General features: G+C 71.0%; 29 protein-coding genes, 1 pseudogene and 1 riboswitch. Of the genes and pseudogenes, 21 read left to right on the top strand and 9 right to left on the bottom strand.

The genetic code is table 11. The features are described from left to right. The 4 genes and pseudogenes from ACTIE5_RS09125 to ACTIE5_RS09110 form a co-directional block, all read left to right on the top strand. Positions 1–444 (top strand): annotated as a pseudogene (locus ACTIE5_RS09125) (hypothetical protein); the annotation flags it as partial. 166 nt (positions 445–610) lie between these two features. Beyond that, complete coding sequence (locus ACTIE5_RS09120; RefSeq protein WP_342713823.1) at positions 611–973, top strand: septal ring lytic transglycosylase RlpA family protein; 363 nt, start codon at positions 611–613, stop codon at positions 971–973. Positions 974–1075: 102 nt separating this feature from the next. Further along, positions 1076–2230, top strand: a complete 1155-nt coding sequence (proB, locus tag ACTIE5_RS09115) for a glutamate 5-kinase (RefSeq protein WP_439549384.1) — start codon at positions 1076–1078, stop codon at positions 2228–2230. 104 nt (positions 2231–2334) lie between these two features. Beyond that, positions 2335–4392 carry an FG-GAP-like repeat-containing protein gene (locus ACTIE5_RS09110; protein WP_439549383.1) on the top strand — a complete coding sequence of 686 codons (2058 nt, stop codon included), beginning with the start codon at positions 2335–2337 and terminating at the stop codon, positions 4390–4392. Here ACTIE5_RS09110 and ACTIE5_RS09105 read toward each other — a convergent pair. After that, a complete protein-coding gene (locus ACTIE5_RS09105) occupies positions 4379–4822 on the bottom strand; it encodes a MarR family winged helix-turn-helix transcriptional regulator (protein ID WP_439549382.1) in 444 nt (147 codons plus the stop codon). The genes ACTIE5_RS09110 and ACTIE5_RS09105 overlap by 14 nt on opposite strands. A 96-nt stretch (positions 4823–4918) precedes the next feature. Between ACTIE5_RS09105 and ACTIE5_RS09100 the strand changes: the two genes are divergently transcribed. From ACTIE5_RS09100 to ACTIE5_RS09090, 3 genes are all read left to right on the top strand, one after another. Next, positions 4919–5344, top strand: a complete 426-nt coding sequence (locus ACTIE5_RS09100; RefSeq protein ID WP_439549381.1) for an organic hydroperoxide resistance protein — start codon at positions 4919–4921, stop codon at positions 5342–5344. Positions 5345–5411: 67 nt separating this feature from the next. Then, complete coding sequence (locus ACTIE5_RS09095) at positions 5412–6395, top strand: Bug family tripartite tricarboxylate transporter substrate binding protein (RefSeq protein ID WP_439549380.1); 984 nt, start codon at positions 5412–5414, stop codon at positions 6393–6395. 63 nt (positions 6396–6458) lie between these two features. Beyond that, entirely contained in the window at positions 6459–7958 is a 1500-nt protein-coding gene (locus tag ACTIE5_RS09090) for an ABC transporter substrate-binding protein (protein ID WP_439549379.1), read from the top strand. Positions 7959–8196: 238 nt separating this feature from the next. Here ACTIE5_RS09090 and ACTIE5_RS09085 read toward each other — a convergent pair whose 3' ends face one another. Beyond that, entirely contained in the window at positions 8197–8553 is a 357-nt protein-coding gene (locus tag ACTIE5_RS09085) for a hypothetical protein (protein WP_439549378.1), read from the bottom strand. Positions 8554–8765: 212 nt separating this feature from the next. Here ACTIE5_RS09085 and ACTIE5_RS09080 point away from each other — a divergent pair, with 212 nt between their 5' ends. The 3 genes from ACTIE5_RS09080 (at position 8766) to ACTIE5_RS09070 (ending at position 11620) form a co-directional block, all read left to right on the top strand. Continuing rightward, complete coding sequence (locus tag ACTIE5_RS09080; protein ID WP_439549377.1) at positions 8766–10031, top strand: glutamate-5-semialdehyde dehydrogenase; 1266 nt, start codon at positions 8766–8768, stop codon at positions 10029–10031. A gap of 70 nt (positions 10032–10101) precedes the next feature. Next, the gene (locus ACTIE5_RS09075; protein ID WP_439549376.1) at positions 10102–10977 is read left to right on the top strand and encodes a 2-keto-4-pentenoate hydratase; all 876 of its coding nucleotides are present in this window, start codon (positions 10102–10104) and stop codon (positions 10975–10977) included. Between the two features lie 10 nt (positions 10978–10987). Continuing rightward, positions 10988–11620, top strand: a complete 633-nt coding sequence (locus tag ACTIE5_RS09070; RefSeq protein ID WP_439549375.1) for a nicotinate-nucleotide adenylyltransferase — start codon at positions 10988–10990, stop codon at positions 11618–11620. Here ACTIE5_RS09070 and ACTIE5_RS09065 read toward each other — a convergent pair. Further along, complete coding sequence (locus ACTIE5_RS09065) at positions 11528–12574, bottom strand: hypothetical protein (protein WP_439549374.1); 1047 nt, start codon at positions 12572–12574, stop codon at positions 11528–11530. The genes ACTIE5_RS09070 and ACTIE5_RS09065 overlap by 93 nt on opposite strands. 19 nt (positions 12575–12593) lie before the next feature. Between ACTIE5_RS09065 and rsfS the strand changes: the two genes are divergently transcribed. Together rsfS and ACTIE5_RS09055 are read left to right on the top strand one after the other, a co-directional pair. Next, the gene (rsfS, locus tag ACTIE5_RS09060; protein ID WP_439549373.1) at positions 12594–13112 is read left to right on the top strand and encodes a ribosome silencing factor; all 519 of its coding nucleotides are present in this window, start codon (positions 12594–12596) and stop codon (positions 13110–13112) included. Further along, a complete protein-coding gene (locus ACTIE5_RS09055) occupies positions 13109–13603 on the top strand; it encodes a 23S rRNA (pseudouridine(1915)-N(3))-methyltransferase RlmH (protein WP_439549372.1) in 495 nt (164 codons plus the stop codon). The genes rsfS and ACTIE5_RS09055 overlap by 4 nt, the downstream gene beginning before the upstream one ends. 4 nt (positions 13604–13607) lie before the next feature. On the opposite strand, the gene ACTIE5_RS09050 is transcribed toward ACTIE5_RS09055, so the two are convergent. Continuing rightward, the gene (locus tag ACTIE5_RS09050; protein WP_439549371.1) at positions 13608–13982 is read right to left on the bottom strand and encodes a VOC family protein; all 375 of its coding nucleotides are present in this window, start codon (positions 13980–13982) and stop codon (positions 13608–13610) included. Positions 13983–14005: 23 nt separating this feature from the next. On the opposite strand from ACTIE5_RS09050, the gene ACTIE5_RS09045 reads away from it, so the two are divergent. Together ACTIE5_RS09045 and ACTIE5_RS09040 are read left to right on the top strand one after the other, a co-directional pair. Beyond that, a complete protein-coding gene (locus ACTIE5_RS09045; RefSeq protein ID WP_439549370.1) occupies positions 14006–14752 on the top strand; it encodes an NnrU family protein in 747 nt (248 codons plus the stop codon). A gap of 67 nt (positions 14753–14819) precedes the next feature. Further along, complete coding sequence (locus ACTIE5_RS09040; protein ID WP_439549369.1) at positions 14820–15692, top strand: ion transporter; 873 nt, start codon at positions 14820–14822, stop codon at positions 15690–15692. On the opposite strand, the gene ACTIE5_RS09035 is transcribed toward ACTIE5_RS09040, so the two are convergent. Then, complete coding sequence (locus tag ACTIE5_RS09035; RefSeq protein WP_439549368.1) at positions 15676–16752, bottom strand: alpha/beta hydrolase; 1077 nt, start codon at positions 16750–16752, stop codon at positions 15676–15678. The two genes, ACTIE5_RS09040 and ACTIE5_RS09035, sit on opposite strands and share 17 nt — an antisense overlap. 137 nt (positions 16753–16889) lie before the next feature. Here ACTIE5_RS09035 and gpmI point away from each other — a divergent pair, with 137 nt between their 5' ends. Continuing rightward, entirely contained in the window at positions 16890–18440 is a 1551-nt protein-coding gene (gene gpmI, locus ACTIE5_RS09030; RefSeq protein ID WP_439549367.1) for a 2,3-bisphosphoglycerate-independent phosphoglycerate mutase, read from the top strand. Positions 18441–18514: 74 nt separating this feature from the next. Here the strand turns inward: gpmI and ACTIE5_RS09025 are convergent, their stop codons facing one another. From ACTIE5_RS09025 to ACTIE5_RS09015, 3 genes are all read right to left on the bottom strand, one after another. Continuing rightward, positions 18515–19516: an enoyl-CoA hydratase/isomerase family protein gene (locus tag ACTIE5_RS09025; protein ID WP_439549366.1), complete on the bottom strand. Its 1002-nt coding sequence runs from the start codon at positions 19514–19516 to the stop codon at positions 18515–18517. 194 nt (positions 19517–19710) lie between these two features. Then, positions 19711–20145: a hypothetical protein gene (locus ACTIE5_RS09020; protein WP_439549365.1), complete on the bottom strand. Its 435-nt coding sequence runs from the start codon at positions 20143–20145 to the stop codon at positions 19711–19713. A 15-nt stretch (positions 20146–20160) separates the two neighbouring features. Further along, the gene (locus ACTIE5_RS09015) at positions 20161–20499 is read right to left on the bottom strand and encodes a DUF883 family protein (protein ID WP_439549364.1); all 339 of its coding nucleotides are present in this window, start codon (positions 20497–20499) and stop codon (positions 20161–20163) included. A gap of 210 nt (positions 20500–20709) precedes the next feature. On the opposite strand from ACTIE5_RS09015, the gene ACTIE5_RS09010 reads away from it, so the two are divergent. From ACTIE5_RS09010 to ACTIE5_RS09000, 3 genes are all read left to right on the top strand, one after another. Then, the gene (locus ACTIE5_RS09010) at positions 20710–21747 is read left to right on the top strand and encodes an extracellular solute-binding protein (RefSeq protein WP_439549363.1); all 1038 of its coding nucleotides are present in this window, start codon (positions 20710–20712) and stop codon (positions 21745–21747) included. 44 nt (positions 21748–21791) lie between these two features. Next, positions 21792–22526: a superoxide dismutase gene (locus tag ACTIE5_RS09005; RefSeq protein WP_439549362.1), complete on the top strand. Its 735-nt coding sequence runs from the start codon at positions 21792–21794 to the stop codon at positions 22524–22526. 125 nt (positions 22527–22651) lie between these two features. Continuing rightward, entirely contained in the window at positions 22652–23959 is a 1308-nt protein-coding gene (locus tag ACTIE5_RS09000) for an SDR family oxidoreductase (RefSeq protein WP_439549361.1), read from the top strand. A gap of 18 nt (positions 23960–23977) precedes the next feature. Here the strand turns inward: ACTIE5_RS09000 and ACTIE5_RS08995 are convergent, their stop codons facing one another. Then, entirely contained in the window at positions 23978–24919 is a 942-nt protein-coding gene (locus ACTIE5_RS08995; protein ID WP_439549360.1) for a YihY/virulence factor BrkB family protein, read from the bottom strand. 132 nt (positions 24920–25051) lie between these two features. Between ACTIE5_RS08995 and ACTIE5_RS08990 the strand changes: the two genes are divergently transcribed. The 3 genes from ACTIE5_RS08990 to ACTIE5_RS08980 all read left to right on the top strand — a co-directional run bounded on the left by ACTIE5_RS08990 (position 25052) and on the right by ACTIE5_RS08980 (position 26536). Further along, positions 25052–25480, top strand: a complete 429-nt coding sequence (locus ACTIE5_RS08990) for a DUF3830 family protein (RefSeq protein WP_439549359.1) — start codon at positions 25052–25054, stop codon at positions 25478–25480. Positions 25481–25494: 14 nt separating this feature from the next. Beyond that, a complete protein-coding gene (locus ACTIE5_RS08985) occupies positions 25495–25827 on the top strand; it encodes an FKBP-type peptidyl-prolyl cis-trans isomerase (RefSeq protein ID WP_439549358.1) in 333 nt (110 codons plus the stop codon). A 274-nt stretch (positions 25828–26101) separates the two neighbouring features. Then, positions 26102–26209, top strand: a riboswitch (SAM-I-IV-variant riboswitch). A gap of 33 nt (positions 26210–26242) precedes the next feature. Next, the gene (locus ACTIE5_RS08980; protein ID WP_439549357.1) at positions 26243–26536 is read left to right on the top strand and encodes a hypothetical protein; all 294 of its coding nucleotides are present in this window, start codon (positions 26243–26245) and stop codon (positions 26534–26536) included. The last annotated feature ends 51 nt before the right edge of the window (positions 26537–26587 follow it).

The following is a 26587-nucleotide window of genomic DNA, read 5'->3' as shown; positions in this document are numbered from 1 at the left end:
CTTGGCCTGTCCGGCAGCTTCGCGGCGGGCGGCACCGCGCTGCCGGCGACGACGGCGACGGTCCTGGGCACGGCGGGGGATGACTGGCTGAAGGGCGGCACGGGGGCGGATTATTTGCAGGGCGGCGCGGGGTCGGACGATCTGCAAGGGCTGGTGGGCAATGACGTGCTGCGCGGCGGGCTTGGCGATGATGGGCTGACGGGCGGGGCGGGGGCGGATCTGTTCGTCTTCGCGAAGGGGGATGGGCAGGATTGGGTGGTGGATTTCGCCCGCGGCACGGACAGGCTGCGGCTGGAGGGCTATGCGGCGGGCGACCTGACCCAGGCGGTGGAGACGCGCTGGGGGATGGCCGGCCTGGCCATCGACCTTGGCACGGGGGGGGATGAGGTGTTCCTCCAGGGCGTCACCGCGGTGCTGGCGAACACGGATCTCGTCTTCGCGTAAGCCGCCAGCCCGGCGCCGGAAGTCCCTGATAACCCGTGTCGGTGGCCTTGCGAGGCTGCCGGCACGGGCGCGAAGGCCGCCGCCCCCTGCCATCGCCGGGGTTGCCAAGCGCGGCGATCCGAGTCTTTGGTGAGGCATGACGACATCGATCCTCGGGTTCCGGCTTCTGCCGGCTGCCCTGGCCCTCGCATGTCTCGTCCCCCTCAACGCCCAGGCCTTCGAGCCTCAGCGTGGGGACGCGGCGGTTTATTCAACGCGCTTCCAGGGCCGTCCCATGGCCAATGGCGCCCGATTCGATACCCAGGCCCCTACGGCCGCGCATCTGCACCTGCCTCTCGGCACCCGTGCCCAGGTCACGAACCTGCGGACGGGGGCGACCACGACCGTGACCATCACCGATCGCGGGCCGCATACGCGGGGCCGGATCATCGACCTGTCGCCGCGGGCGGCGCGGGAGATCGGGTTCCAGACCGGCGTGGTGCCGGTGGAGATCCGGCCGGTCGGGAACACCCGGGTGGCGCAGCGCTGACAGCGTCGCCCTGGAGGGGCGCCTTGAAAGGGGCGCCTTGAAAAGGGTGCCCTGGGGCGGGCCTGTCCCGTCCCGGCGCCCCCATGCTACGCCACTGCCATCATGCAGCCTGCTCCCCTCCATCCCGATCTCCGCACCGCGCGCCGCGTCGTGGTCAAGATCGGCTCCGCCCTTGTCGTCGATGACCGCACGGCCGCGCCGCGCGCCGCCTGGCTGGCGGGCGTGGCGCAGGATGTCGCGGCGATGCGCGCGCGGGGGGTGGAGGTCATCCTCGTCTCCTCCGGCGCCATCGCGCTGGCGCGGCGCGCGCTTGGGCTGACGCGGAAGAAGCTGCGGCTGGAGGAGAAGCAGGCGGCCGCGGCCGTCGGGCAGATCCGCCTGGCCGGCGCCTGGGCGGAGGCGCTGTCCGCCGTCGGGCTCAACGCCGCGCAATTGCTGCTGACGCTGGAGGATAGCGAGGACCGGCGCCGCTACCTGAACGCCCGCGCCACGCTCGGCACCCTGCTGGCGCTGGGCTGCATTCCCGTGATCAACGAGAACGACACGGTGGCGACGGCCGAAATCCGCTTCGGCGACAATGACCGCCTGGCCGCCCGCGTGGCGGAGATGGTGGAGGCGGATGCGCTGGTCCTGCTCTCCGACATCGATGGCCTCTACACCGCCGACCCGCGGTCCAATCCGGATGCCGCCCATCTGCCCGTGGTGCCCCACATCACGGATGAGATCATGGCGATGGGGGGGGAGCCGCCGCCCGGCTATTCCTCCGGCGGCATGCGCACCAAGCTGATCGCGGCGAAGATCGCGACCGGCGCGGGCTGCGCCATGGCCATCGCGCTGGGCAAGCAGGACCGGCCGCTGGCCGCCATGGAACAGGGGGCGCGCTGCACCTGGTTCCTGCCGGAAGGGGAGGGCCGTTCCGCCCGCAAGCGCTGGATCGCGGGCAGCCTGGCGCCGCTCGGCGTGCTGGTGGTCGATGCGGGGGCGGCGCGCGCGCTCGCGCGCGGATCGTCGCTGCTGCCGGCGGGGGTGCGGGCGGTGGAGGGAAGCTTCGGCCGCGGCGATCCCGTCTCCGTCCGGGACGAGGCGGGGCATGAGCTGGCGCGCGGGCTTTCGGCCTATGACGCCGATGCGGCGCGGCTGATCGCCGGCCATCGGAGCGAGGAGCTGGAAGCCATCCTCGGCTGGCGCGGGCGGGACGAGATCATCCACCGCGACGACCTGGTGGTGCACCAGCAGGCGGGCGCCGCCCGGGGCTGACCGGTTGGGGCTGACCGGTTGGGGCTCACGATTCCGTCAACTCGCGCCGGTTGCGCAACGGTGCGGTCGGGGCATGATGGGGCGGTCTCCGGCGGGAGGTCCCGATGACGATCCTCTCCAGCAGCACCCCCGTTTCCGAGGTTCCCCTGACCGGCAACGCGCTGGTCGATGCGCTGGTGATCGGCAGCAAATGGGGCGGCGGCGTCGGCAGCGGCGTCAGCCTGACCTACAGCTTCATCACCGCCTCCAGCCTGTTCGACACGACCTATGGCAACACGGCCTTCCCGAATTCCGCGCCCTTCCAGGGCGCCGGGGTCTTCACCGCGCCGATGCAGGCGGCGACGCGCGCGATCCTGGCCGATCTGTCGCGCGCGGTGGGCATCGGCTTCACGGAGGTCAGGGATTCCGGCACCAGCGCCGGGGAGCTGCGCTTCGGGCTGACCGCCTACATGCCGGCGGGCTCCGCCGCCTATGCCTATTATCCCAATGCCAACGAGGCCGGGGGCGATGTCTGGGTCGCCAACCGCGCCAGCGAGACCACCGGCGTCACGCCCGGCAGCTACAACTACCTGATCCTGGTGCATGAGATCGGCCACGCGCTCGGCCTGAAGCATTCCTTCGAGGCGCCGGTCCGCCTGCCCGCCGCGCTCGACAATCGCGGCGTCACGGTCATGTCCTACACCGCCCCCCCCGGCGGGATCGAGGCCGCGACCTTCCTGCCGCTCGACCTCATCACCCTGCAGGTGATCTACGGCCGCAACATGGGCACGGCGACGGGCGATGACCGCTATGTGCCGACCGGCTTCGGGGGCGGCATCCGCACGATCTGGGATGTCGGCGGCACGGACAGCTTCGACTTCTCCGCCAGCGGCGCCAGCCTGTCCGTCAGCCTGGAACCGGGGACGGTGCGCACGGGCAGCGTGCCCTACGCCATCGCCTATGACAGCTGGATCGAGATCGCCATCACCGGCCGCGGCCATGACACGGTGGAAGGCAATGCGGCGGACAACAGGCTTCATGCCGGCGAGGGCCATGATGTCCTTCGCGGCTTCGCGGGCAACGACGTGCTGGATGGCGGCTTCGGCCATGACACGCTGCGCGGCGATGGCGGCGACGACTTCATCCTGGCCGGCTTCGGGCGCGATGCCGTGGCCTATGCCACGCCATCCACCGGGGCCGCCTGGCGGCGCAACGCCGATGGCTCCGTCACCGTGGAGGCGGAGGGGGTGGACCTGCTGCATGGGGCGGAGGCGCTGCACTTCGCCGATCGCCGCATCGGCCTGGTGCAGCCGCTGGGCCGCGACCTCGATGGCGATGCGCGCGGGGACCTCATCATGCGGCGCGACGGCGATGGCGCGCTTGGCGCCTTCGTCTTCGGGGCGGGGGGCGCGGTGACGGGTGGCGTCGCATCCCCGGCCACGGGGGCGCAGCTGCTGGCCACGGCCGATGTCTCCGGCGATGGGGTGGCGGAATTGCTGTGGCGGCTGCCGGGCGGGGCGGGGCTGCGCTTCGGCACGATGGGCAGCGCCAGCGCGCCGACGCTGTTCGACCCCGGCGCCAACTGGACGGTGCAGGCCACCGGGGACCTGGATGGCGACACGCGCGCCGACATCGTCTGGGGCAATGCCAGCGGGCAGAGCTACATCTGGCTGATGGACGGCACCGGCGGCGTGTCACGGCACCAATGGCTGGATACGCCGGGCACGGGATGGACCATCCAGGGCATCGCCGATGCGAATGGCGACGGAAAGGGCGACATCATCTGGCGCCATGCCGGGGGCGTGTTCTGGACCTGGCTGATGGATGGCACGGCCATCGCCGGCAATGGCGGCCAGCCGAGCCCCGGCGCTTCGTGGCAGGTGCGCGGCCTCGGCGACCTGGATGGCGATGCGCGGGCCGATGTGGTCTGGCAGAACGCCGACGGCATGGTCTGGGCCTGGCTGATGGACGGGCCGATCGCCGCGCGCAACGCGCCCATCGGCAATCCCGGCGCGACCTGGAGCATCGCCGCGGTATCCGACATCACCGGCGACGGGCTGGCCGACATCGTCTTCCGCAACGCCGACGGCATGTCCTGGTACTGGGCGATGCAGGGCACGACCATCGCCGGGAATGGCTATGTGGCCAATCCCGGCACGGATTGGGTCTTCATGGCTGGCTGACCGGCGCCTTCAGCCGTGCCGCCAGCGCGACGAGCGCATCGCGCAGCGCCGCCGCATCCGCGCCCGCCTGGCAGGCGAGGGTGGGGAAGATCGAGGCGGCCTCGGCTTCCATCGCGCGGCCGCGCGGCGTCAGCGCGATCCGAACCTGGCGTTCATCCGCCGCATCCCGCCTTCGCTGCAGCAGCCCCGCGGCCTCCATCCGCTTGAGCAGCGGCGTCAGCGTGCCGGAATCGAGGCCGAGGCGGGCGCCGATCTCCTTCACCGCCAGGCCATCGCCCTCCCACAGCAGCAGCATCACCAGGTACTGCGGATAGGTCAGGCCGAGCGGTTCCAGCAGCGGGCGATAGGCCGCGGTGAAGGCGTGGTTCGCCTGGTAGACGGCGAAGCAGAGATTCTCCTCCAGCCGCCGGCAGCCCGTGGGGTCGGTCATCGGGGATTCCCTAGCATCGGCCATTCATGGCGTCCAATTTGATTGTGCACGATCAAATAGGGTGCTACTGGTTCGCCATCAGCAGAGGAGGGGCCCATGCCCGTCGATGTGAAATACAGCACCCAGGCGACCGCGAATGGCGGCCGCGATGGCCGTTCCCGCACCGCGGATGGCACGCTGGACGTGACCCTGGCGACGCCGAAGGAACTGGGTGGTGCCGGCGGCCCCGGCAACAATCCGGAGCAGTTGTTCGCCGCCGGCTATGCCGCCTGCTTCCTGGGCGCGATGAAGTTCGTCGCCGCGCAGGACCGCCGGAAGGTGCCGGATGAGGCGACCGTGACGGCGACCGTCGGCATCGGCCCGCGCAGCGAAGGCGGCTTCGGCATCACCGCCGCGCTGGCGATCAGCCTGCCGGGCTGGGAGAAGGCGGAGGCCGAGGCGCTGGTCGCCAAGGCGCACCAGGTCTGCCCCTATTCCAACGCCACGCGCGGGAATGTGGATGTCGGCCTGACGGTTGCCTGAATCGGGGCGGCTTCATCCCGCTGGTTCCGTCGCCTAGAAGGGACGGAACCAACGGGAGTGAACGCCGATGCCGCGCCTGACGCGCCGTGCCCTGATCGCCACCGCAGCCCTGCCCCTGGCTGTTCCTGCCCTTGGGCCAGCCCTGGCGCAGGAGGGGTTTCCGAACCGCTCCATCCGCATCGTCGTCGGCTTCACGCCGGGTGGCGCGACCGACATCGCGGTGCGCGCCTTCGGGCCGCGGATGGGGGAGATCCTGGGCCAGGCCATCGTGGTGGAGAACCGCCCGGGCGCCGGCGGCAACATCGCGATGGAGGCGGTGGCGCGATCCCCGGCCGATGGCTACACGCTGCTGCTGGGCACCATCGGCACGCTGGTGATCAACCCGATGGTGATGCGCATGCCGGTCGATCCGCTGCGGGACCTGCTGCCGGTCTCCATCGCGGTCGATCTGTTCAACATCCTCGTCGTGCCGATGGACCGGCCGTGGCGGAGCGTGGCGGATCTGGTGGCCGCGGCGAAGGCCGCGCCCGGCACGCTGTCCTGGGGCCATAGCGGCATCGGCGCGTCGCCGCATCTGTCGGGGCTGATGCTGGATCGCCTCGCGGGGATCGAGACCATCGGCGTGTCCTATCGCGGCGGCGCGCAGGTGGCGACGGACCTGCTGGCCGGCCGCATCGACTATTCCTTCGCGACGGCGCCTTCCGTGATGCAATACGTGGAGACGGGGCGCCTGCGCGCGCTGGCCGTGCCGACGGCGCAGCGGTCCCGCCTGCTGCCCCATGTGCCGACGGTGGCGGAAGGCGGCGTGCCGGGCTTCGATGTCGCGTCCTGGTACGCCATAACAGCGCCGCGCGGCACGCCCGATGCCATCGTCAACCGCCTGTCCGACGCCATGCGCCAGGCGCTGGGGGATGCGGAGGTGATCGCGACGCTGAACCGCAACGGGCTGGAGCCGATGGCGACCACCCCCGCGCAATTCGCCACCGCCTGGCAGGCGGAACGCGTGAAGTGGGAACCCGTGATCCGGTCCGGCAACATACGCGTGGAGTAGGTCATCCGGTTGCGCGGCGCGGCTGGCGGCGCGACCATCCCGCAACTGAACGGGAGATCACCGATGCGCGCCTTTCACCTGGCTGCCGCGCTGTCGCTATTGGCCGCGCCTGCCCTGGCCCAGACCACGCTGCGCATCGGCATCGGCGCCGATCCGAATGTGCTGGACCCCGCGCAAAGCGGCAGCTTCGTGGAGCGCGTGGTCTTCTCCGCGCTCTGCGACAAGCTGGTGGATGTGGGGCCGGATCTGCAGTTCCGCGCGGAACTCGCCACCGCCTGGGCCTGGGCGCCGGATGGCCTGGCGCTGACGCTGACGCTGCGGGACGGGGCGCGATTCCATGACGGCAGCGTGATCGATGCCGCCGCCGTGAAGGCGAATCTCGATCGCTACCGCACCGCGCGGGAAAGCCGCCGGCGCACGGAACTGCGCCAGGTGAGCGAGGTGCAGGTGGTGGATGCGCGCACCGTGCGGCTCGTGCTCAGCGAACCCTTCGCGCCGCTGCTTTCCGTGCTGTCGGATCGCGCGGGCATGATGCTGTCCCCCGCCGTGCTGCCGATGGCGGAGCGGATCGGGGAAAATCCCGTCTGCTCCGGCCCCTATCGCCTGACGCGGCGCGTGGCGCAGGACCGGATCGAGATGGAGAAGCATGCCGGGCACTGGAACGCCGCGAACATGCATGCGGATCGCCTGGTGTTCCTGCCGATCCCCGACAACAATGTCCGCCTGCTGAATTTGCGCGGCGGGCAGCTCGACCTGATCGAGCGCGTGGCGCCTTCCGATCTTCCCGCCGCGGAGCGCGACCGGCGCATCCGCGTGGTGGCGGGGCCCTCCATCGCCTACCAGACCATCAGCTTCAACATCGCCGGCGGCCCGCTGGCGCAGCGGCCGATGGGCACCGACCGGCGCGTGCGGGAAGCGTTCGAGCTTTCGATCGATCGCGCCATCATCAACCAGGTCGCGATGGAAGGGCGCTTCACGCCGAACAACCAGCCGGAAGCACCGGGCACGCCCTACCACTTCGCGGACCTCGCCGCGCCGGCGCGCGACCCGGCGCGGGCGCGCGCGCTGCTGCGCGCGGCGGGGCATGACCGCGTGGCCTTCACGCTGAAGGTCGCGAACCAGCCGATGGAAACGCAGATCGCGACCATCATCCAATCCATGGCCGCGGAAGGCGGCTTCGACGTGAAGATCGAGACGCTGGAAGCGAGCACCATGGTCGCCTCCACCGTGCGTGGCGACTACGAGGCCGCGATGGCGATCTGGTCCGGCCGCCCCGATCCCGATGGCAACATCAGCTTCTGGCTCGCCTCCGACGGATTCCTCAACTGGGGGAAATACGCCAACCCGCGCCTCGATACGCTGTTCGCGGAAGCGCGCGCGGTGACGGACACGGCGCGGCGCCAGGCGCTGTACCGTGAAGCCGCGGGAATCTGGATGGCGGAACGGCCGCACATGATGCTGTTCCACTACCGCTGGTTCTGGGCGATGCGCGCGGGTGTGGAAGGGTTCGAGCCGAGCCCGGACGGGATCATCCGGCTGGCGGGGCTGCGTCTGCCGCGGTAGCGCGCGCTGGGGAAGAGGACGCTGTCCTCTTCCCCAGACCCCATCACCTGCCAAGGGCCAGCGGGCCCTTGGAAACCTTGTGATTGGACGGTGAGGGAAGGGGCACCGAAGGCGCTCATGTCGGGCGCGACCGCGATGCCTCTTCTCTCATCGTCCAAAACCTCCCGGTCCAGGGTCCGGTTGGACCCTGGCGGGGTGAGGTGTGGAGAGGGGCAGCGCCCCTCTCCACGGCGCAACCTCAGCCACGCGCGCCGAAGGCCTGCAGCCGCGTCGTGTAGGCGTTGCCCGTCGCCGGCACCCACACCGTGTCCGAGTTCTCGCCCGTGCCGACCTGCACCGGCACCTGGCCGGGGCGCGGGGCCTGCGTCAGGTTCTGGTCGAGGTAGGTCACGGTCGCCTCGCCACGGCTGTTGTACTGCGTCGTGACGCGGCCGCCGCCGAGGATGTTGCTGCTGCCCGCGGGGCCGTATTCGACCGAGGAATTCTCGCCCGTGCCGACGCTGCGCGGGTAGGACACGTCCTGCGCCAGCACGGGGGCGGCGGCGAGGAGGCCGGTGGCGAAGACGGCGGTGGCGATGCGGTTGATGGTGCTCATGATACTGTTCCTTACTCTCTGCAATCGAAGCGGGGCGGATCGTTGGGTCCGTCATCCAGTGCTTCGTTGTTGAGCCCAAGATGGTTCCGCCGGCTTGTTCTCGCCAATCGCGCGACCGCATCGCGGACATTCGCGCGGCTGATGGCACAGGCCCGTGAGCTTCCCTTGCAGGGGGTGGAGGCGCTATCCATGCACGCGGAGGACCTGCCCGCATGAACGCGATCGCCGACGATGTTGCCCAGCTGCTCGATACCGCTGCCCGCGCCGCGCGCGAGGCCTCGGCCGTGCTGGCGACCGCGCCGCGACCGCAGCGGGATGCGGCGCTGATGGCGGCCGCCGCGGCGCTGCGGGCGCGGGCGGATCTGGTGATTGCCGCGAATGCCGCCGATGTCGAAGGCGCGCCGGGGCTTTCGGCGGCCTTCCGCGATCGCCTGCTGCTGAATCCCGCACGTGTCGAGGCGATGGCCCGCGCGGTGGAGGAAGTGGCCGCGCTGCCCGATCCCGTGGGGCGCGTGCTGGCGGAATGGACGCGGCCGAACGGGCTGCTGATCAGGCGCGTGACGCAGCCGCTCGGCGTCATCGGCATGATCTATGAAAGCAGGCCGAATGTCGGCGCGGATGCGGCCGCCCTTTGCCTCAAGGCCGGCAGCGCCGTGATCCTGCGCGGCGGCAGCGAAAGCACGCGCAGCGCGGCGGCCATCCATGGCTGCATGGTCGAAGGCCTGCGCGCGGCGGGGCTGCCGGAGGCCGCGGTGCAGATCGCGCCGACGGCGGACCGTGCCTTCGTGGCCGCGATGCTGCGTGCGGCGGGCCTCATCGACCTCATCATCCCACGGGGCGGCAAGGGCCTAGTGACGCGCGTGCAGCAGGAAGCGCGCGTGCCGGTGCTGGCGCATGCGGAGGGGCTCTGCCACACCTACATCCACGAAAGCGCCGATCCTGCCATGGCGCGGACGATCCTGGCCAATGCGAAGATGCGCCGCACCGGGGTGTGCGGCGCGACGGAGACGCTGCTGATCGACAGCGCCATCGCGCCGTCGCTGCTGCCGCTGCTGGTCGCCGATCTTCGCGCGCTGGGCTGCGATTTCCGCGCCGATGACCGCGCGCGCGCGATCGTGGCCGATCTGCCGCCGGCGACGGAGGAGGATTTCCGCACGGAATGGCTGGATGCGATCCTGTCGGTGAAGGTGGTGGATGGGGTGGACCAGGCGCTGGACCACATCCGCCGCTTCGGCAGCGAGCATACGGAGGCGATCGTCACGCAGAATGAAGGCGTGGCCACGCATTTCCTGAACAACCTCGCTTCCGCGGTCGGCATGTGGAATGCGTCCACGCAGTTCTGCGACGGGGGCGAGTTCGGCTTCGGCGCGGAGATCGGCATCGCCACCGGGCGGCTTCATGCGCGGGGGCCGGTCGGGCCGGAACAGCTTTGCACCTGGCGCTACACCGTGATCGGCACGGGGCAGACGCGACCGTAACGCGCGCTCCACAAGCCGGGCGATTGGAGGATAGGATGGTCGAAACCATCCTGTCGGGGAGAGACGCGCGATGCTCCGCTGCACGGCTGCGTACCGCAGCCTGGCCGCCTTGGGTCTGGCCCTGCTGCCGGGCGCGGCGCTGGCCGCCTGCCCGGATGTGCCGAGCGTGGCGCGGCTGGCTTCCGCCATCCTCGACCGCCGCCCGGCGCCGCTGCCGGATGCCTTGATGACCATGGCGGATGCCCTGTGCGGGCGGGACCGGCTGGTGGCGGTGCTGGCGCAGCCCTGGGGGGACCAGGTGGGCTGGAAGGTGGGGCTGACCAACCCGGCCGCGCAGGCCCGCTTCGGCGTGCCCCATCCCGTGGCTGGCGCGATCTTCCACGGCACGCTGCGCGCCCGGTCCGGCGCCGAGTTCCCGGCCAATTTCGGCATCGTACCGGTGGTGGAAAGCGACCTGCTGGTGCGGGTGCGGGATGAGGGGGTGAACGAGGCCGGGGATGACCCGGTCGCGCTGCTGCGGCACATCGATGCCGTGATCCCCTTCATCGAATTGCCGGATCTGGTGCATGGCGGCAACGCGCCCTGGTCCGGGCCGCTGCTGGTCTCCATCAATGTCGGCGCCCGCTTCGGGGTGGTGGGGGAGGAGATCGCCGTCCAGGCCACGCCCGAATTCGCCGCGGCGCTGGCCTCCATGACCGTGACGCTGGCGGATGACACGCGCGAATTGTCCCGCGCGCCGGGCAGCGCGCTGCTCGGGCACCCGCTGAACGCGCTGGCCTGGCTGGTGCGGGATCTGCGGGAACAGGGGCGGCGGCTGCGGGCGGGGGATGTGGTCTCGCTCGGCGGCTTTTCCCCGGCGCTGCCGGTGCAGGCGGGGCGCAGCTACACCGCCACCTATGCGGGGCTGGCGGCGGAGCCCGTGAGCGTGATGGTGCGGATCCGTTGAGCATCAATCCGTGACCATCAACCCTTGGGGCGACCGCCGCCGCCGTCGGATCGGGCTGCTCGGCGGCAGTTTCAACCCGGCGCATGAGGGGCACCTGCATGTCGCCCGCGTGGTGCGCCGCGCGCTGCGGCTGGATGAGGTCTGGCTGATGGTCTCCCCGGGCAATCCGCTGAAGCCGCGGGCGGGGATGGCGCCCTTCGCCGAGCGGCTGGCATCGGCGCGGCGGATCGCGGATGGGCGGCGGATCATCGCCTGCGGCATCGAGGCGCGGCTCGGCACGCGCTACAGCATCGCGACGCTGGCGGCGCTGCGGCGGCGCTTTCCGCGCAGCCGCTTCGTCTTCGTCATCGGGGCGGACAACCTGGTGCAATTGCCGCGCTGGCAGGGCTGGACGCGGCTGGTGGCGCGCAACCCGATGGCGGTGCTGCCGCGTCCGGGCTGGACAAGACGGGCGCTGGCGGGCAAGGCGGCGCATCGGATGGCACGCCACCGGCGCCGCCCCCCTGCGTTACTGTCGGGGGCGTTGCCGTCAGGCGCCTTGATGTCGGGTTCACGCCCGGCGCATGCCCCCTGGTCCTTCGTGCCGGCCACCGAACACGCTGCCTCCGCCACCGCGATCCGGGCGGCGATGCGCGCGGCGTAGCCGTGGCCGATGTGCTAGGTTCGTTGTCGAAGATCGTTGAGAAGAGGAGGCGGCCATCGCCCGCACGCCAAAGACCCCCGCGGAGCCCGTCGGGGAAGAAGTGAAGCCGAAGCGCACGGCGAAGACCGCCGCGACGACCAAGGCGAGCGCGAAGCCGAAGGCGGCTGCCGCGAAGGCGCCGGCGAAGGCCGCCGCGAAGCCGAAGGCGACCGCCGCGAAGGCACCGGCGAAGGCCGCTGCCAAGCCGAAGGCGACCGCCGCGAAGGCACCGGCGAAGGCTGCCGCGAAGCCGAAGGCGACCGCTGCCAAGGCGCCGGCGAAGGCTGCCGCGAAGCCGAAGGCGACCGCTGCCAAGGCACCGGCGAAGGCTGCTGCCAAGCCGAAGGCGACTGCCGCGAAGGCGCCGGCGAAGGCTGCCGCGAAGCCGAAGGCGACCGCCGCGAAGGCGCCGGCGAAGGCTGCTGCGAAGCCGAAGGCGAGCGTCGCCAAGGCACCGGCGAAGGCCGCTGCCAAGCCGAAGGCGACTGCCGCCAAGGCGCCGGCGAATTCTGCCGCGAAGCCGAAGGCGACCGCTGCCAAGGCGCCGGCGAAGGCCGCTGCCAAGCCGAAGGCGACCGCCGCGAAGGCGCCGGCGAAGGCTGCCGCGAAGCCGAAGGCGACCGCCGCCAAGGCACCGGCGAAGGCCGCTGCCAAGCCGAAGGCGACCGCTGCCAAGGCACCCGCGAAGGCCGCTGCCAAGCCGAAGGCGACCGCTGCCAAGGCGCCGGCGAAGGCTGCCGCGAAGCCGAAGGCGACCGCTGCCAAGGCACCGGCGAAGGCTGCTGCCAAGCCGAAGGCGGCCCCGAAGCGCAAGGCCGCCGCGCCGCAGCCCGAGCCCATCGCGGCACCGGCGCCTGAGGCCGCGCCAGAGTCCCCCGCCAAGCCCGCCGCGAAGCGGGCCGCGCCGAAGCGCAAGGCCCCGGCGTCCGAACCCGTGGCCGTCGAGGCGCCGGTCGCCGAAGCCGCGCCGGAACCCGCCCCCAAGGCGCGCTCCCCCCGCCCGGCCCGCGCCAAGGCCGAGAAGCGGGAGAAGGTGCCGCTCGCGCTGCTCGACCGCCTGGTGGAAGCCGCGCGCAAGTCGCTGGATGAGGACAAGGCCGAGGACATCGCCATCCTCGACGTCACCGGCCGCGCGGACTACGCCGACCGCCTGGTGATCGCCACCGGCCTGTCCGACCGCCAGATGCAGGCGATGGCCAACCACCTGGAGGATGCCTTCGAGGCGGAGGGCCTGAAGCTCCGCCGTGATGCCACCCAGGCCTCCCCGGATTGGGTGCTCATCGATGCCGGCGACCTGGTGATCCACCTGTTCAAGCCGGAGGCCCGCCAGCTCTATGCGCTGGAGCGGATGTGGGGGCCGGACAGCCCCGGCGCCTCCGCCATGGACCAGACGCCGCTGCCCGATGACGGCAGCGTGCCGGAACCCGGCATCGAGGACGACGACGAAGAGTGAGCCGCGGCGGAGCCGCTGCAAACACCCGGGGCGTTTCGCTTGTCGCCATCGGGCGCATCAAGCCCGGGCCGGAGAAGGCGCTGTTCGACCAGCACGCGGCGCGCTTGCGCCCCGCGCTGGCCGTGACGGAGCTGCCGGAAGGGCAGGGCGCCAATGCCGCGGAGATCAGGCGGCGGGAGGGGCAGGCGATCCTCGCCGCGCTGCCCGCCCAGGCCTTCGCGGTGGCCATGGACCTCGGCGGCCAGGCGCCGACCAGCGAGGCCCTGGCCGCGCTGGTCGAGAAGTGGGAGGGCTTGGCGCGGCCCATCACCTTCCTGATCGGCGGCGCGGAGGGGCTGGACCCTGCCGTGCTGGCGCGGGCGGATCATCGCCTGTCGCTCGGCCCGCTGACCTGGCCGCATTTCCTGGTCCGCGGCCTGCTGGCGGAACAGCTGTTCCGGGCGCAGGCGATCCGGACCAATCACCCGTATCACCGGGCCTGGCGGCCCTGAGCTGTCAGTCCAGCGCCTGCGCCATCATCAGGCGGTGGCCCTCCGGGAAGGCCACCACCATCTCCCGCATCCCATGCGGGCGGTCGCTCGGCGGGTTGAGGATGAGGGCGCCGCGGGCGGCGAATTCGGCGTGCAGGGCATCGATGTCATCGACCTCGAGGTAGCCGAACCAGCTGTGGTCGCCGGTCTCCGCCGCCGGCAGGGCATCGGGGCAGTGGCCCATCATCAGCCGCACGGCGCCGCGCGTCAGCAGGCGCCAGCCGGCCATCTCCTCCCACCCCAAGGTGAAGCCCAGCGAATCCCGGGCGTAGGCGGCGCTGGCCTCCAGATCCTTCACCGCCAGCACGAAGGCGAAGGGGCGAATCGTGTCGTCGTCCATGGCGGCGGGTCCTGCTGTGGCGGATGAACCTGCCCGCGGCGGCGCGCTTCGGCTACCCTGGGCGCCACACCGCGCCGGAGTATCCCCGCATGTTCATCCTGTTGTTCCTCCTCGCCCTCGCCTGGGTCGGCGTGCATGTCGGCGTCTCCGGCACCGCGATACGTGGCCGCCTGGTGGCGGCGGTGGGGGAGAAGCGGTTCCTGCTGGCCTATTCCATCCTGTCCTTCGCGTTAATCTTCGCCATGGTGGCGGCCTGGCGGCGGGCGGAGACGGTGGTGCTGTGGTCCGCGCCCGCAGAGTTGCGCTGGGTGCTGGCCATCCTGATGCTGCCGGTCTTCATCCTGTTCATGGCCAGCCACAAGCGGAACCCGACCGCCTTCGGCAACAAGGGGCTGGGGGAGGAAGCACGCGGCATCCAGCGCGTGACGCGCCACCCCATGCTGTGGGCCTTTGGCGGCTGGGCGGTGATCCACATGGCGGGCAACGGGGATACGGCGGCGCTGGTCTTCTTCGGCGCCTTTGCGGTGACGGCCTTCCTCGGCATGCCCTCGATCGACGCCAAGCTGGCGGCGCGGCATCCCGAGGCCTGGCCGGCCTTCGCGCAGCAGACCTCCATCCTGCCCTTCGGCGCCATCGCCGCGGGGCGGAACCGGCTGGCGCTGAAGGAAATCGGGCTGATGCCGCCGCTGGTGGGGCTGCTGATCTGGGCGGCGCTGCTGCATTTCCACCGCGGCGTCTTCGGCGTGCCGGTGTTCATCTTCGGCGGCTGATCACGATGCCTTGAAATCGCCCCGGGCTGCCGCCATTCCCTGCGGCAATCCGGGGGTTATCGATTCGATGCAGGAAGTCCTGACGGCGGCGGATGCCGATGCTTCGCCGCGCGCGCGCCTGGCGCGCTTCATCCTTTCCACGCCGTTCCAGCACACGGTCACGGGCCTGATCCTGCTGAACGCCGTGACGCTGGGGCTTGAGACCTCGGACAGCGTCATGGCCGGCTGGGGTGGCCTGCTGCTGGGGCTGGACCAGGTGCTGCTCTGGATCTTCACGGCCGAGCTGGCGCTGCGCATCTACGCCTTCCGCGGGCGTTTCTTCCGCGATCCCTGGGGCATCTTCGACCTGATCGTGGTGGGCATCGCCTGGGCGCCGGCCAGCGGCCCGCTTTCCGTCCTGCGCGCGCTGCGCGTGCTGCGGGTGCTGCGGCTGGTCAGCGTGGTGCCGTCGCTCCGCAACGTGGTGGAGGCGATGCTGGCCGCGCTGCCCGGCATGGGCAGCATCGTGCTGCTGATGGCGCTGATCTTCTACGTCTTCGGCGTGATGGCGACGAAGCTGTTCGGCGACGTGATGCCCGAGCAGTTCGGCGATCTGCCGGCATCGCTGTTCACGCTGTTCCAGCTGATGGCGATGGATGATTTCGGCAATGTCGTGCGCCAGGCGATGGAGCATGTGCCGCTGGCCTGGCTGTTCTTCTTCCCCTTCACCATCCTGGCCACCTTCGTGGTGCTGAACCTCTTCATCGGCGTGATCGTGGAGAGCATCCAGACGCTGCGCGAGCAGCGGGAGGGCGCCGGTGCGCAGGCGGCGGAGGTGGAGCAGGCCGCGGCGCGGAGCGAGGCGCATCTGGACACGCAGCTGCTGCTGCAGGAGATGCGGGCGCTCCGCGCGGAAGTGGCGGCGCTGCGGGCGGCGACGCCGGTCAGGGAAGGATCCTGAAGCCGCGCTCCGCGGGGACGTATTTGCGCCCCTTGATGGCGTCGCCCGACGTGCCGGCCAGCACCGCCCGCACATCTGCCGTCACGGGTGGCATCAGCCGGTAATAGCTGTGGCCTTGCGCCAAAAGGCCTTCGCCGGAGACCTGCGTGCAATCCACCAGCGTCACCTTGCGCGGCAGGTCGCTCAGGGTGCGCGGGCCGGCAAGGCCCAGGCGGTCCGGGTTCGACTTGGTCATGTCGCTGACCTGGAGGATACGGTCATTGGTGGCGTAATAGACATGCACCGAGGTGGCGAGTTCGGGCAGGCGCTCGAACTTGTGGGCCAGTTCGAAGGCGTCGTTGTCCTCATCCGCCGCCATCAGGAACATGGTGTCGAACAGGCGGGGCATGCAGCCCGGCTTGTAGTCGCGGCCGAAGGCCTGGATGGCGTGGCGCAGCGCGAAATGGCCCATGGAATGCACCACCATGTGGATGCGCTGGCCGCAATTCTCCTCCCTCGACATCTCCTTCACGAAATCCACCAGCTTCTTCAGCACCCGCGCCATGGCGTTGGCGGAGGCTTCGGCGTCGGTCCGGTCGTTGAAATAGGCGAGGCGCAGCTTGGAGGAATCGGCCTTCACATCCGGCACCACCGTGCGGCCGTCGGAGGGCCAGGAGAAGACCGCCACCTCCAGCGGCCGTTCGGGCGTGGAATAGACCTGGCGGAGTTGCGCCGCATTCTCCAGCGCATCGGAGAAGCTGCAATTGAAGCCGTGGATGAAGATCAGCAGATCCGACTTGTTCGCCCGCATCCGGTCGCGCAGCGCCGGCAGCGCGATGTCCGACCCATGGACCGGCTTGCGGCCGGTGGCGGGGTCGCCGGGTTCGACGAGGTCCTGGATCACCTCCACCTTCCGCACGTTGTAGGATTTGGGGTCGTGCGGCTTCTTCCCCTTCACCGCCACTTCGGCATAGCCGTAGCGCACGCAGAAGGGCCCGTCCGGGTTGTAGCCCTTGCCGAAGGGCTCCGCCGGGTTGCCGGTGTCGTTGCGGTTGGTGGCGAAATAGACCGTGGCATCCATCGGGACGTTCCTTGGCTTCGGGGCCGGAACGTAAACACAGCGTGATGAAAGCGGGAAGCTATCGCCGCCGCCGGGGCGGGTTTTGCGCCCGCGCCGCGCCGGGTTAAAGCGGGGGCACCCCGCCGGAGACCGCGCCCATGCCCGCACCCGCCCGCCGCCCCGTGATGCTCGCCATCCTCGATGGCTGGGGCTGGAGGGAGGAGGTGGCGGACAATGCCGTGCGCCAGGCGGCAACCCCCTGCTTCGATGCGCTGTGGCAGGCAGGGCCGAGGAACTTCCTGCATACCTCGGGCCTCGATGTCGGGCTGCCCGCGGGGCAGATGGGCAATTCGGAGGTCGGGCACCTGAACATCGGCGCCGGGCGCGTGGTGATGCAGGATCTGGTCCGCATCGATGCCGCCTGCGCGGATGGGTCGATCGCGACGCTGCCCCAACTGGTCGCGCTGCTGGCGAAGCTGAAGGCCAGCGGCGGGCGGCTGCATCTGATGGGGCTGCTGTCGAAGGGTGGCGTGCACAGCCACCAGGACCATGCCGTGGCGCTGGCGAAGGCCGCCACGGCGCAGGGCATCACGGTGCTGGTCCATGGCTGGACGGATGGGCGCGACACCGCGCCCGACAGCGCCGCGGGCTTCGTGCGGGATTTCGAGGCCGCTCTGCCCGCGGGCGCCAGCATCGCCACGATCTGCGGCCGCTACTTCGCGATGGATCGCGACAATCGGTGGGAACGCGTTTCCCAGGCCTATGACGTGATGGTCACGGGCAAGGGCGCGCGCCACCCGACGGCGCAGGCCGCCATCGCCGCCGCGCACGAGGCCGGCAAGACGGATGAGTTCATCCCCGCCAGCGCCATCGGCGATTACGGCCTGCGCGCCGATGGGGACCGGGACGGGATGCGGCATGGCGATGCGCTGCTGTGCTTCAACTTCCGCGCGGATCGCGTCAGGGAGATCATGACGGCGCTGCTCGACCCGTCCTTCACCGGCTTCGTGCCGGACCCCACCGTGCGCTTCGCGGGGGCGGCGGGCCTCACGGAATACAGCAACGCGCTGGCGCCCTTCATGGCCGCGCTGTTCCCGCCGCAATCGATGGAGGACATCCTGGCCGCCGTCGTCTCCCGCGCGGGCCTCAAGCAGTTGCACATGGCGGAGACGGAGAAGTATCCGCACGTCACCTACTTCCTGAATGGCGGGGAGGAAGCGGCCTATCCCGGGGAGGATCGCGTCATGGTCGCCTCCCCCAAGGTCGCGACCTATGATCTGCAGCCGCAGATGTCGGCGCCGGAGCTGACGGAGAAGGCGGTCACCGCCATCGAATCCGGCGCCTATGACCTCATCGTGCTGAACTTCGCCAATGCCGACATGGTGGGTCATACGGGCAGCCTGGAAGCCGCGATCAAGGCGTGCGAGGCGGTGGATGCCGGGCTCGCCCGCATCGCCGGCGCGCTGCGTGAAGCCGGCGGCTGCCTGCTGGTGACGGCGGACCATGGCAATGCGGAGATGATGCGCGATCCCGTCACGGGCGGGCCGCATACCGCGCACACGACCAATGTCGTGCCGGTGCTGCTGATGGGCGCGCCGGAGGGCACGAGCCTGGCGGAGGGAAGGCTGGCCGACCTGGCGCCGACGCTTCTGGCGCTGCTGGGGCTGCCGCAGCCCGCGGCGATGACGGGGGTTTCGTTGTTGTGCTGAGCGGCGCCGGGGAAGGGGCGGAGCCCGCTCCCCGGCAACAACCAGCGCGGCCCCGGGATGAAGGCCCGGCCCCGCTACCCGAACATCGCCGCGACCGTGGCGGCGTCGGGCGCGGGTTGCCAGGCCGGTTTGTTGTCCTTGTCCACCAGCACGGCGCGCACGCCTTCCGCGAAATCGGGGTGCATCGTCACGCTGCGCGTCAAGGCGAGTTCCATGGCCAGGCATCCCGCCAGGTCCATCGTCGCCCCGCGCTTCAGCAGTTCCAGCGTCACGGCCATGCTGGTCGGCGACATGCGGGCCAGGATCGCGGCCTGTGTCGCGGCCCATTCGGTGTTCTCGGCCGCCAGCGCGGCCTGGATGCGCTCCAGCGTCGCGTGGCCGAAGCAGCGGTCGATGGCGGGGCGTTGCGCGGCGATGGTGCCGGGCGGCACCGCCTCCGCCAGGCGTTCAACCGCGCCGGCATCGCCGGCCACCAGCGCGGCCCGCAGCGCCGGCAGCTTCTCCCGCTTCACGAAATGGGTCGCGAGTCCCGCTTCCACCGCCTCCGCCCCCCGCAGCCGCGCCCCGGTCAGCGCCAGCCAGGGGCCGAGCGCGCCGGGCAGGCGCGGCAGCACGAAGCTGGTGCCGACATCGGGGAACAGCGCGATCGCGGTCTCCGGCATGGCCAGCAGCGCGTGTTCGGTGACGATGCGGTGGCTGCCATGGACGGAAACGCCGATGCCGCCGCCCATGCAGACGCCGTCGATCAGGCTGATCCAGGGCTTGCCGAAGCCGGCGATGGCGGCGTTCACGCCGTATTCGCCGGCGAAGAAGGCCTCGATCCCCGCGGCATCGCGCGCCAGGGCCAGTTCGCGGATGCGCCGCACATCGCCGCCGGCGCAGAAGGCCTTGCCGCCCGCCCCTTCCAGGATCACCAGCGCCACGGCGGGGTCATCCCGCAGGGTGGGGATCGCGGCGGCCAAGGCCTCGATCATCGGCAGGTCCAGCGCGTTCAGCGCGCGCGGGCGGTTCATCAGCAGCGTGCCCGCGGCGCCGTCGCGCGCCATGATCACGGTCGGCTCGGCGGTCTCGCCCATCAGGTCCCTCCCGGTGTCGGCATGGGAAGTCGCGTTACGCGGCCCCGTCGTCCAGCGCAACCGCATCGGCCGGCTGGCCCCTGCCGCCGGCGGGACTGGAGCCCCATGCGCGTCGAGGGCGCCCCGGGGCAGGGCGCCCTCACCATGACGTGACAGCAAGCGGCGAAGGGATCGCCCGGTTCGCCCGCGGGGTGTCAGCGGCGGGACATCAGCCCCACCAGCGCGGCGGTGATGGCGGCGCCGAACAGGCCCTTCTTGGCGGATTGGCTGCGCAGCAGCGGCGCCAGCATCGCCGCCCGCATCGCCCCGTCCGAAAGCTGGGACGTCGCGGCCTGGCGGATCCGCAGCGCTTCCTCCGCCACCGGGTCGCGCGGCGGGTTGCGGGCCAGGGTGCCGAGGATCCCCGCCAGCACCAGGTCGCCACCCGCCACCACCAGCGCCGCCCAGACCGGGCCGATGCCCGGCACCAGCGCCGCGAAGGCCGCGATGTGCAGCATGAGGAGGAGGAGCAGCGCGAAGACCACCGCCCCCGCGCCATACCCCGCCTGCACCGCGTAGCCGCGGCTGGTGCGGCGCAGATAGAGGCTTTCCGCCTGCCAGGCGGCCTGGGCGAGCCGGAACAGCCGCATCTCTACGGACCCCGCTTAGCGATGCTTGTCCGGATAGACATAGGTGTTGCCACCCATGAGCCGGCCCAGCAGGTAGCCGCCGATCGCGGCCACCGCGATCGTCACCAGCGGGCGTTCGCGGATGGTGTCGGACAGCGCATAGGCGTTCTCCTCGATCGTTTCCTTCGCGCGGCGGCCGTAATCCTCGACCGTCTCGGCGGCGGAGCCGAGCGCCGGCGTCACGCGCTCCTCCATCAGCCGCTCCACCTGGCCGCGCAGGCGCGCGAGTTCGGCGCGCGCGTCATCCGCCAGGCGGCTGCCGCTGTCCACGGCTTCGTCGCGCAGGTTGCGCAGGTCATTGGCGGTCTGGGACATGGTGTGTTCCTTCATCGGGTTTCGGGGTCGCGGGTCGAACGCCGCGGCGGCGATGGGGTTCCGGCCGGGGGGGTTCCGGGCGGGCTTCCGGCGATTGTTTCATCTTCCTGGCGTCACGGTGTGGCGTTCACCCCTTCGATGCGGCCGCCGAAGGCGCTACCTTCTGGCCGACGGAAGCCGGGCGAGGGTGGAATGGCGATGCGACGGCGCATGGGGCTCCTGCTGGCCGGCCTGTTCCTGGCCGTCCTGGTGGCGGGGCCTGCGCGGGCGCAGATGCGCGACCTCACCATCGTCTCCTGGGGCGGCGCCTACCAGGAAGCGCAGCGGGAGGTGTTCTTCCGCCCCTGGATGCAGGCCCGCGGCGCGCGGATGCTGGAGGGGACCTGGGATGGCGGCATCGCCGTGCTGCGGGACCGGCTGCGCGACGGCAACAACAACTGGGATTTGGTGCAGGTCGAGGCCGATGAATTGCTGCGCGGCTGCGAGGAAGGGCTGTTCGAGCGCATGGACTGGCCGCTGGTCGGCGGCACCGAACGCTACCTGCCCCAGGCCGTGAACGAATGCGGCGTCGGCGCCGTGGTCTATTCCTTCGTCCTGGCCTGGGATCGCGGCCGCCTGGCGCAGCCGCCGCGCGGCTGGGCGGATATGTTCGACACCGCCCGCATCCCCGGCCGCCGGGCGCTGCGCCGCGGCCCCAAGACGACGCTGGAGATCGCCCTGCTGGCCGATGGCGCCGCGCCGAACGAGGTTTATCGCCTGCTGGCGACGGAAGCGGGCACCGACCGCGCGCTGCGGCGCCTCGATTCCATCAAGGCGGAGCTGCTGTGGTGGGAGAGGGGCTCCCAGCCCCCGCAATGGCTGGCCTCCGGGGAGGTCGCGCTCGCCATCGCCTATAATGGCCGCATCGCCGCGGCGAATGCGCTGGATGGCCGCGACCTCGGCATCCAATGGGCGCAGAACCTCTCGACGCTGGACAGCTGGGTGATCATGCGCGGCAGCCCCAACCGGGCCCAGGCGCTGGATTTCCTTGCCTATGCCGGCCAGCCCCAGGTGCAGGCCCTGCTGCCGCCGCTGATCCCCTATGGCGTCACGGCGCGGGAGGCGAATGCCCTGCTGGCGCCCCCCATCCTCGCCACCCTGCCGACCGCGCCGCCCCATGCCGCGACGGCATTGCGGATCGATGATCGTTTCTGGCTGGACAACATGGATCGCCTGTCCCGGCGATTTGCCGATTGGCTGGCCCGGTAAAGGCCCCATCTGCCTCCGCACGCTTCCAGGAAAAGGAAACCCCCATGGCCATCCTGCAACGCCGCAACCTCCTCGGCCTTGGTGCCGCCTTCGGCGCCACCCTTTGGGCCACGCCGCGCAGCGCCCTGGCGCAGGCGGCCCCGGCGCCGACCGGGCCGCACAGCCTGGCGCCGCTGCCCTATGCCTTCGATGCGAATGAGGCCGCGATCGATGCCCGCACGATGGAACTGCACTGGCGCTTCCACCATGGCGGCCAGGTCAACAATTTGAACATGGCGATCCGGGAACACACCGCTCTCCAGGCCCTGCCGCTGGACCAGCTGTTGATGAACCTCGGCCAGGTGCCGGAAGCCGTGCGCACCGCGGTCCGCAACAATGGCGGCGGCCATGCGAACCACTCCATGTTCTGGGGCATCATGGGTGGCCGGGGCGGCGATCCCACCGGCGAACTCGCTGCCGCCATCGCCCAGGACTTCACCGATTTCGCCACCTTCCGGAACCGCTTCAACGCCGCGGCGAATGGCGTCTTCGGCAGCGGCTGGGCCTTCGTCACCGTGACGCAGGCCGGGCGCCTGGCCATCGTCACGAAGCCCGGGCAGGACAACCCGCTGATGGACGGTCAGCGTGTGCTGATCGGCAACGATGTCTGGGAACACGCCTACTATTTGCGCTACCAGAACCGCCGCGCCGAATACACGGCCAATTGGTGGAACGTCATCGACTGGTCGAAGGTCGGGGCGCGCTACGCGGCCGCCAAGGCGGGCACGCTGACGGTCTAAGCCTCGAAGGGGGAGCGCTGCTCCCCCTTCACCCCCTCGCCAGGGTCGAAGGCGACCCTGGACCGCCGGAACCCCCACCCCCCTCCGGCCGTTGCCGACGATCACCGCAAGGGTTCGTCGTCACCATGGCCGTCCGCCTCAAGAAGCTCTCCGACCAGACCATCGTCATCACCGGCGCGTCCTCCGGCATCGGCCTCGCCACCGCCCGCATGGCCGCCGGCCGCGGCGCCGCGGTGGTGCTGGTGGCGCGCGACGAACCCTCCCTCGCCTCCGCCGTGGACGGCATCCGGCAGGCCGGTGGCCGCGCCGAATACGTCGTCGCCGATGTCGCCGACCTCGGCGCGATGGAAGGCGTCGCGCGCTTCGCTGTGGAGAAATTCGGCGGCTTCGACACCTGGGTGAACGATGCCGGCGCCAGCATCTACGGCACGCAGGAACAGACGCCGATCGAGGATCAGCGCCGCCTGTTCGAGACCAACTATTGGGGCGTGGTGCATGGCAGCCTGGTCGCCGCGCGGCGCCTGAAATCCCGCGGCGGCGCCATCATCAATGTCGGCTCCGTGCTGTCCGACCGCGCCATCGCCTACCAGGGCACCTATTCCGCCACCAAGCACGCGGTGAAGGGCTTCACCGATGCGCTGCGCATGGAAATGCAGGCGGAAGGCGCGCCCATCAGCGTCACGCTGGTGAAGCCGGCGGCCATCGACAGCCTGTTCGCCGAACATGCGCGCAACCTGCTGGGCTCCCCTGGCCTGGCCGTGCCGCCGCCGACCTATGATCCGAAGGTCGTGGCCCGCGCCATCACCTTCGCCGCCACCACGCCGCGGCGCGACCTCTATGTCGGCGGTGGCGGGGTGGCGATCTCAGTCCTCGGCACGCTCTTCCCGCGCATGACGGATGCGCTGATGGCCAAGGGGGCGCGCGCCGCGCAGACCAGCCAGCATGCCGGCCGCCCCGGCCGCCGCGACAATCTGGAGGAAGGCCGCCCGGGCGGGGAGGAACGCTCCAGCCTGCCCGGCCCGGCGGCGCGCCAGACCAGCCTGGTGCTGGAAGCGCAGATGCACCCGGTGGCGACGCTGGCGGTGCTGGCCGGCGGCGTGGCGCTGGTGGCGGGTGCGCTGGCGGCGCGGCGCAGCGGGCATGGCCGCCTGGCGACCTTCGCCATGGACCACCTGCCGCGCCAGATGCCCCGCGCGCGAGACATCCCCGGCTACCGTTCCCTGCCCAGCCGCCGAGACCTGCCCAGCATGCGCGATCTGCCGGGGGTCCGCGACCTTCCCCGGGCACGGGACCTGCCGGGCTACCGCTTCCTGCCCGATGCGCGGGACCTGCCCGGCCGGGACGGCTTGAATCGCCTGCTGGACCTGCTGCCCGACCCGGCGCGGGTTGGTGCCGCCCTGGTGCGCCGCGCCCGCCGCAGCGGCCTGTTCTGACGCGTTCGGCCCCGGCGGTCACACGCCGCCGGGGCTTGTCGTCGCCGCCGCGCCGGCAGCGTCTTTCGGCGCTTCCACGACAACGGCCTTCGGCGCGTCCGCGCCAAGCGGATGCGGCTTGCGTCGCCGCAGCCGTCCGCTCCAGGCCCGGGTGAATTCCGCCCCCAGCAGGAAGACCTGCGCGGAGTAGTAGACCCAGAGCAGCACGACGACGAGCGCGCCGGCCGCCCCGTATCGCGCCGCGATGCCGCTGCCGCCGATGTACCAGCCGATCGCCGCCTTCCCGATGCCGAACAGCAGCGCCGTGCCCAGCGCGCCGACCGCCACATCCCGCCAGCGCAGCCGCCGGTCGGGCAGGATCTTGTAGATGGCCGCGAAAAGCATCGCCGTCAGCAGGTAGGACACCAGCAGGTTCGCGCCCTGCAGCAGCGGCACCAGTTCCGGCGCCAGCCTTTCCGTCCATTGCCACAGCGCCGCGATGATGGTGGAGGCGATCAGCGACACCAGCAGGAGGAATCCCGTGGTCGCCACCAGGCCGATCGACAGCAGCCTGGCCCGCACCAGCGTGGAGATCGTCACCGGCGGCGGCGGCGCCTTCCAGATCGCGTTCAGCGCGGATTGCAGCTCCGCGAAGACGCCCGACGCGGTGATGAGCAGCACCGCCAGGCTGACCAGCGCCGGGATGCCCGACGCGCCGGTGCCAGCGCCATCCACCCCCTCCATGATCGCCTCGACCGCCGCCGCCCCTTCCCTTCCGACCAGGGCGCGAAGCTGTTCCGCCACCGCGGCGCTGACGCGTTCCTCCCCGAAGGCGGCGCCGGCGATCGCGACCGCCACCACCAGCAGCGGCGCGATGGAGAACATGGTGTAGCAGGCAATGGCCGCGCCCCGCGTCATCGCCTCGTCCTCGATGAACCCCTCCACCGTCTCCTTGATGATCGACCAGGCGCGCCTTGGCATCGCAGCATCCCATTCCCGCGCAGCCCGCAACGGCCCGGGGGCCCGGGGGTTGCGCGGTTTCGCCGCGCGGCCCGCTTGGCAAGCGGGCCCGGGCATCGTAGGGGCGGGCGACAGACCGGGAGTGGACACGGCATGGCCGACATCGAGATCGACATCGGGGGCGAGATCTTCCACGCCTTCTACGAGGAGAAGGACGCGCCGAAGACCGTGGCGCGGTTCCGGGAACTCCTGCCCTTCAGCGACCGCATCATCCATGTCCGCTGGTCCGGCGAGGCCTGCTGGATTCCGATGGGCGAGCGTGACCTCTCGATCGGCTATGAGAACGCGACCAGCCACCCGGCGCCCGGCCAGATCATCGTCTATCCCGGCGGGCTGCCGACCAGCGTGAGCGAGACGGAAATCCTCCTCGCCTACGGTGCCGTCGCCTTCGCCTCCAAGGCCGGGCCGCTGGCGGGCAACCATTTCCTCACGATCCGGGAAGGCCTGGATCGCCTCTACAAGATCGGGCGTTCGGTCCTCTGGGACGGCAACAAGCCCATCACCTTCCGAAAGGCTCCCTGACCATGGCACTGGGCATGACCGACATCACCGAGGGCACGGGGACCATGGCGGTCTCCGGCAAGCAGGTGACCGTGCACTACACCGGCTGGCTGTTCGACCCGAAGGCGCCGGAGAACAAGGGCAAGAAGTTCGACAGCTCCCGCGACCGCGGCGATCCCTTCGGCTTTCCCCTCGGCGCCGGCCATGTGATCCAGGGCTGGGACCGCGGCGTGGCGGGCATGCGCGTCGGTGGCCATCGCCGCCTGACCATTCCGCCGGAGTTCGGCTATGGCGCCCGCGGCGCCGGCGGCGTGATCCCGCCGAATGCGACGCTGGTGTTCGACGTGGAATTGCTGGCCGTCGGCTGATGGCCCGCAGGGGAGCGCCGCCCCCCTGCACCAATGGTTGCCACGCAGGGGGCGCTGCCCCCTGCACCAATCATTGCCACGCAGGGGGCGCTGCCCCCTGCAACCCCCGCCAGGGCCGAACCGGCCCTGGACCGTCATCAATTGACGATGGTCCAGGGGGGTCTCCCCCCCAATCTTCCACGGGGGCGGTAGGGGTCTGGGGAAGGCAGCGCCTTCCCCAGTACCACCCGCACCAAACCCCTTGCCCTTCCCACCCAACCCGCGATACACGCCGCCACAGCATCAGGAGTTGGGCCGACGCCCAACGCCAACCTGCCTTCCCGGGCAAGGTGGCGCCCCCGCAAGGGGGGATGCGGCCTCACCGGCAATTATTCGGGCAGCGCCGCCGTCGGTTCGACCTCCACAGGAGGACGGCATGCTGGACAGCGCGGGGACGCCCCCGGATCTCACCCTTCTTCTCGGCCCGCATGATGCGGCCGAATTCGTCGCGTTCTGCGAATGGCGGGACCGCGCCGGGCGATGTTCGCCCTCCCTCCTCTATGTCGTGGTCCACCGCCGCGGCGAGGAGACCTGGACCCAGGCCATCCGCATCCTGCCGGACCGCCGCCCGGGCCACCTGACCATCCATGTGGAGCGCATCCGCGACGGCGATGAACGCGCCGCGCTGCGCGACTGGCTGCTGGCCGCTGCCGCCGGCATGAAACGGTAGCGCCACTCGCATTCCGCAAGGCACGCCGCTTGCCCCTGGCGCCCCGTCCGC

Origin of the sequence: Falsiroseomonas sp. (assembly GCF_051859025.1) — a bacterium.
Taxonomy (GTDB): domain Bacteria; phylum Pseudomonadota; class Alphaproteobacteria; order Acetobacterales; family Acetobacteraceae; genus Falsiroseomonas.
This window is presented reverse-complemented; position numbering and strand designations above follow the sequence as displayed.

Coding starts and splice junctions, on each gene's coding strand:
- ACTIE5_RS09090 (WP_439549379.1), top strand. CDS start 6,459: ATGCGCGCCTTTCACCTGGCTGCCGCGCTGTCGCTATTGGCCGCGCCT.
- ACTIE5_RS09015 (WP_439549364.1), bottom strand. CDS start 20,499: ATGTCCCAGACCGCCAATGACCTGCGCAACCTGCGCGACGAAGCCGTG.
- proB (WP_439549384.1), top strand. CDS start 1,076: ATGCAGCCTGCTCCCCTCCATCCCGATCTCCGCACCGCGCGCCGCGTC.
- ACTIE5_RS09005 (WP_439549362.1), top strand. CDS start 21,792: ATGGCCATCCTGCAACGCCGCAACCTCCTCGGCCTTGGTGCCGCCTTC.
- ACTIE5_RS09075 (WP_439549376.1), top strand. CDS start 10,102: ATGCTCCGCTGCACGGCTGCGTACCGCAGCCTGGCCGCCTTGGGTCTG.
- ACTIE5_RS09110 (WP_439549383.1), top strand. CDS start 2,335: ATGACGATCCTCTCCAGCAGCACCCCCGTTTCCGAGGTTCCCCTGACC.
- ACTIE5_RS08985 (WP_439549358.1), top strand. CDS start 25,495: ATGACCGACATCACCGAGGGCACGGGGACCATGGCGGTCTCCGGCAAG.
- ACTIE5_RS09050 (WP_439549371.1), bottom strand. CDS start 13,982: ATGGACGACGACACGATTCGCCCCTTCGCCTTCGTGCTGGCGGTGAAG.
- ACTIE5_RS09085 (WP_439549378.1), bottom strand. CDS start 8,553: ATGAGCACCATCAACCGCATCGCCACCGCCGTCTTCGCCACCGGCCTC.
- ACTIE5_RS09035 (WP_439549368.1), bottom strand. CDS start 16,752: ATGGATGCCACGGTCTATTTCGCCACCAACCGCAACGACACCGGCAAC.
- ACTIE5_RS09100 (WP_439549381.1), top strand. CDS start 4,919: ATGCCCGTCGATGTGAAATACAGCACCCAGGCGACCGCGAATGGCGGC.
- ACTIE5_RS09045 (WP_439549370.1), top strand. CDS start 14,006: ATGAACCTGCCCGCGGCGGCGCGCTTCGGCTACCCTGGGCGCCACACC.
- ACTIE5_RS09080 (WP_439549377.1), top strand. CDS start 8,766: ATGAACGCGATCGCCGACGATGTTGCCCAGCTGCTCGATACCGCTGCC.
- ACTIE5_RS09095 (WP_439549380.1), top strand. CDS start 5,412: ATGCCGCGCCTGACGCGCCGTGCCCTGATCGCCACCGCAGCCCTGCCC.
- ACTIE5_RS09000 (WP_439549361.1), top strand. CDS start 22,652: ATGGCCGTCCGCCTCAAGAAGCTCTCCGACCAGACCATCGTCATCACC.
- ACTIE5_RS09020 (WP_439549365.1), bottom strand. CDS start 20,145: ATGCGGCTGTTCCGGCTCGCCCAGGCCGCCTGGCAGGCGGAAAGCCTC.
- ACTIE5_RS09105 (WP_439549382.1), bottom strand. CDS start 4,822: ATGACCGACCCCACGGGCTGCCGGCGGCTGGAGGAGAATCTCTGCTTC.
- ACTIE5_RS09040 (WP_439549369.1), top strand. CDS start 14,820: ATGCAGGAAGTCCTGACGGCGGCGGATGCCGATGCTTCGCCGCGCGCG.
- gpmI (WP_439549367.1), top strand. CDS start 16,890: ATGCCCGCACCCGCCCGCCGCCCCGTGATGCTCGCCATCCTCGATGGC.
- ACTIE5_RS08980 (WP_439549357.1), top strand. CDS start 26,243: ATGCTGGACAGCGCGGGGACGCCCCCGGATCTCACCCTTCTTCTCGGC.
- ACTIE5_RS09025 (WP_439549366.1), bottom strand. CDS start 19,516: ATGGGCGAGACCGCCGAGCCGACCGTGATCATGGCGCGCGACGGCGCC.
- ACTIE5_RS09010 (WP_439549363.1), top strand. CDS start 20,710: ATGGGGCTCCTGCTGGCCGGCCTGTTCCTGGCCGTCCTGGTGGCGGGG.
- ACTIE5_RS08995 (WP_439549360.1), bottom strand. CDS start 24,919: ATGCCAAGGCGCGCCTGGTCGATCATCAAGGAGACGGTGGAGGGGTTC.
- ACTIE5_RS08990 (WP_439549359.1), top strand. CDS start 25,052: ATGGCCGACATCGAGATCGACATCGGGGGCGAGATCTTCCACGCCTTC.